Raw genomic sequence first — 3,035 nt, forward strand, 5'->3', positions numbered from 1 at the left:
AAGACTATCAGCGCGACGACCTGCCCCCGATCAATTACGCCTATCACCTCGATGCTGGCCGCTATGCCAAATATTTGCGCGCCTATGCTGAGAAGCGCGGCGCGATCAGGATCGAAGGCAAGGTCAATGATGTCGCTTTGGATGGCGAGACGGGCTTTGTTACCTCCGTCACGATGGATAATGGCGTCGTCATCGAAGGCGACCTTTTCGTCGACTGCTCTGGCTTCCGGGGCCTATTGATCGAGCAAACGCTGAAGACCGGCTATGATGATTGGTCGAACTTCTTGCCGTGCAATCGCGCGGTTGCCCTGCCCTGTAAGCGCGACGATGGCAGCCCGCCCCCGCCCTATACACGCGCGACCGCTCACCGCGCCGGCTGGCAATGGCAAGTGCCGCTGCAGCACCGCAATGGCAATGGCCACGTCTATTGCAGCGAGTTCATGAGTGATGATGAAGCGCTCGACATTCTCGTCAATAATATCGCGGGTAAACCCCAAGCAGAGCCCAATTTCCTGCGCTTTGTCACGGGTCGGCGGAAGAAGTTCTGGAATAAGAATGTGGTGGCCTTGGGGCTGGCTGCTGGCTTTATGGAGCCGCTGGAATCAACCTCCATCCATCTGATCAATACCGGCATCAACAAGCTAATCGCGCTTTTGTCGCTCGACGGCGTCACCCAAGCGCAAGAGGATGCATTTAACCGCCTGACCGGCAAGGAATATGCCCGCATCCGCGACTTTTTGATCCTGCATTATAATGCCACCACCCGCGACGACAGCCCGTTCTGGAATTATTGCCGCAATATGGCGGTGCCCGAAAGCCTGACCGAAAAGACCGACCTCTTCCGCCTCAATGGCCAGATTTTCCGCGAAGATGATGAGCTTTTCACCGAAACCAGCTGGGCGGCGGTGATGATGGGTCAAGGCATTACGATGCAGGGCCATAATGCCATGGCCGATGCGCTGATGGAGCCTAAGACCGGCGATGAATTACGCGGGATCGAACAATCCATCCAATTCGTCGTGCAACACATGCCTACCCACAGCGACTATCTGAAGCGCTACTGCCCGGCACCGATGTAGGGGCGCTGCCACGAGCAACATGGACACCCCGGACAGCGAGAGCCAAGTTCCCGACGTTTTGGCGCATGTGCGCATGGAGGTCCCCGCTCTGCGCTGACGCTCCGGCGGGGATGACAGTGGTTTGTGGGATGGATTCTATCTAGACGCGCTTTGGTGATCCCTCTGGTCCACCAAACCGCTGTTTCAATTGTTTTTGCGACATCTGGGTGGTCAAGTGCGCAGCTTTGCTGCGTCGCTCCGCGATCCGTTTTCGAAGAAAACGGACACTTGACGACCCAGAGGTCGCGCTCAAACTCGAGGGGCCGTTTTGGTGAAACGCAGTTTGCACCAAAACGGTTCCGGAAGAGATGCTAACTAAACCGTGTCATCCCGGACGGCGAAGCCGATCCGGGACCTCGTGACGCAGGGGCGCAACAAGGTCCCCGCTCGAAGCTCTCGCTCCGGCGGGGATATCAGAGTGGACGAAAGGCTTGTCAATCAAGCCTGCCTAAAACCGGCAAGCCGTCTCGCCCCCATCATCGACCAAAGTGACCGCAGAGATCGACATCTCAAAGTTGCCGCTTGATTGGATCGACAAGGGCATGCCGACTGGGGTGCCCTTTTTGAAGCAGGATAGGGGCAAGAAGGCTGTCATCCAGCCCTTTTGCTCGGCGAGAGCCAAGGAGGCCGTGATGTCGATTTCATCGCGGCAGTTTGCACCACAGCTCATGGACAATTTAACCGGACCTGTTGGACGCGTGCCAATCTGATAGTCGATGCGAATGGCGCGCCCTTCGGCCATGGCCGCGGGGTTGAGCGCGGCGGAAGCTTCAAAGCCGAAAGAGCCGCCTGCTTTCCACGAAATGGTGCGGGCATCTTCTTGGGCGTTGCGGTCCATCGCCACGACGGACACGGTGCCATCCGCGCTTTTGCCTTTGGCACCGGCCAAGGTCAGACGTTGACCCTTGCCATCGGCCGCAACCAGCGTGAAGGGGGCAACGCTTTGGCCGCGAGCAAAGACTGCCACGTCATTTTCAGCATTGGGTTGGCTCAGCGCACACTTCTCGTCCACCTTCGTCCAAGCCGCATGCTCACCATAGGCCATACCATAGCCATAGCCGAACAATGGCTTGTAATTGGCTTCTCCGGGATTGAGCGCATAAGCGTCGCACGCCTGTGGCCACGAGAAGGACAATTTGCCCTTGAAGTCCTTTTGCACTTGGCCGTCTTTGGTCTTCAACAACACATCGGCCACGCCGCCGCCTTCGCTGCCGGGCAGCCAAGCCGCCACAAAGGCGTTGGAGGCATTTAGCTCCTTATTCACCCACAAGGGGCGGCCTGTCAGGAATACCGCCACCACAGGAATTTGTTGGGCCTGAAACTTCTTCAGCAAGGCCAGAGGCTTGGCATCGCCATAGGAGAGGTTTTTGATGTCGCCCATAAACTCGGCATAAGGCTTCTCGCCAAATACCACGATGGCGACATCGGGCTTTTGAGCGTAGCTGCCATCAACCGACAGAATGGCCTTACCGCCTGCGGCTTCGGCCTGCTTCGCAATGCCGGCAAAGATGGATTCAGCACCTGGGAAGTCGGCATTGGTCAGATCGCCACCGCCTTGCCAGGAAATCGTCCAGCCACCCGATTGCTTGGCGATGCTATCGGCACCCTCACCTGCCACCAGAATGGTTTTGCTGGGATTGATCGGCAAAACACCGTCATTCTTCAACAAAACCAGCGATTCTTGCACAGCTTTGCGGGCGACTGCCCGATGTTCTGGCGAGCCCAGCAGCGCATAGTTTCCGCCCATTTTACGGGCCGAAGGGGCAGGCAAATCAAACAGGCCATAGCGGATTTTCACGCGCAAGATCCGGCGCACAGCGTCATCCAAACGCTCTTGCGAGATTTTGCCACTGTCGACGGCGGCCTTGGTATTGGTCAAAAGCTCTTTCCAATCCTCGGGCACCATGAAGATGTCGA

2 protein-coding genes are annotated in these 3,035 nt (G+C 57.4%); one reads left to right on the plus strand and one right to left on the minus strand.

The annotated features are described in order from the left end of the window. A partial coding sequence (locus ACOVRA_RS03830) for a tryptophan halogenase family protein (RefSeq protein ID WP_421719139.1) occupies positions 1 to 1,079 on the plus strand: 1,079 nt, incomplete at its 5' end. Positions 1,080 to 1,566: 487 nt separating this feature from the next. Here ACOVRA_RS03830 and ACOVRA_RS03835 read toward each other — a convergent pair. Then, positions 1,567 to 3,035 (minus strand): glycoside hydrolase family 3 C-terminal domain-containing protein (locus ACOVRA_RS03835; RefSeq protein ID WP_421719140.1); only part of this gene is annotated, 1,469 nt, incomplete at its 5' end.

Source organism: Aquidulcibacter sp. (genome assembly GCF_049239865.1).
Classification (GTDB): Bacteria; Pseudomonadota; Alphaproteobacteria; order Caulobacterales; family Aquidulcibacteraceae; genus Aquidulcibacter.